Here is a 631-nt window from a genome sequence, read left to right as displayed (position 1 = left end):
TAGTAAGAGAAAACATTTATAAACGTTCCATCTCTTCTTTTGCCTTACTGCTAAAACGGATAAGGGCATTTTTGCCTCCTGGAATTGATTTTGTGATATTAAGAGTAATAGCCACTGATTCTTGCATGCCTAAAAAACATTTATCTCTTGCAACTCTTTCTGGAGGGATCCTAGTTTGATCAGTATCATTTCTATTGGTGTATTGTTGTATTTGTTCTTTAAACTTCTGTCGATTGAGTTTGCGTTGTAATTCTAGCTCTGGCCAAGAAGCTTCTAATAATTCATTGTTTATATATGGAACATACATACCTGACATAGAATGATTTCTAGGATCTGTAAAGCTATCTAACAATGGATTTGTATTGGAGGGGAACAGATCATCGAGGTTATCTTCTTTCATTAATGCCTCTTGATTAGCTCTAGCTTGTTCATTCGCAAGCTTTGCTAACGATGGAACAAGAAAAAGCTTTACTTTATAAGGAAGTGGGCTAGTTTCCCGACGACAATATAATTGTAAGGTATAATCTTGACATACTAAATATTTAATATGTTGCGATATTTTAAAAAGCAAACTAACTCACCATGATGCCAAAAAGGATCTCCTGATATGGCGTCTATTTTAGGTTCAGCC

At 34.9% G+C, this 631-nt stretch carries 1 protein-coding gene; it reads right to left on the bottom strand.

Annotation, left to right across the window (positions count from 1 at the left end; all coding sequences use genetic code 11):
• Positions 1-16: 16 nt before the first annotated feature.
• Entirely contained in the window at positions 17-400 is a 384-nt protein-coding gene (locus tag JEP40_RS18985; RefSeq protein WP_232799367.1) for a hypothetical protein, read from the bottom strand.
• Positions 401-631: the final 231 nt, after the last annotated feature.

The organism is Proteus vulgaris, assembly GCF_016239305.1.
Lineage (GTDB): Bacteria > Pseudomonadota > Gammaproteobacteria > Enterobacterales > Enterobacteriaceae > Proteus > Proteus vulgaris_C.
Note: the sequence above shows the minus strand (reverse complement) of the source record. Positions and strands in the feature narration are given on the sequence as shown.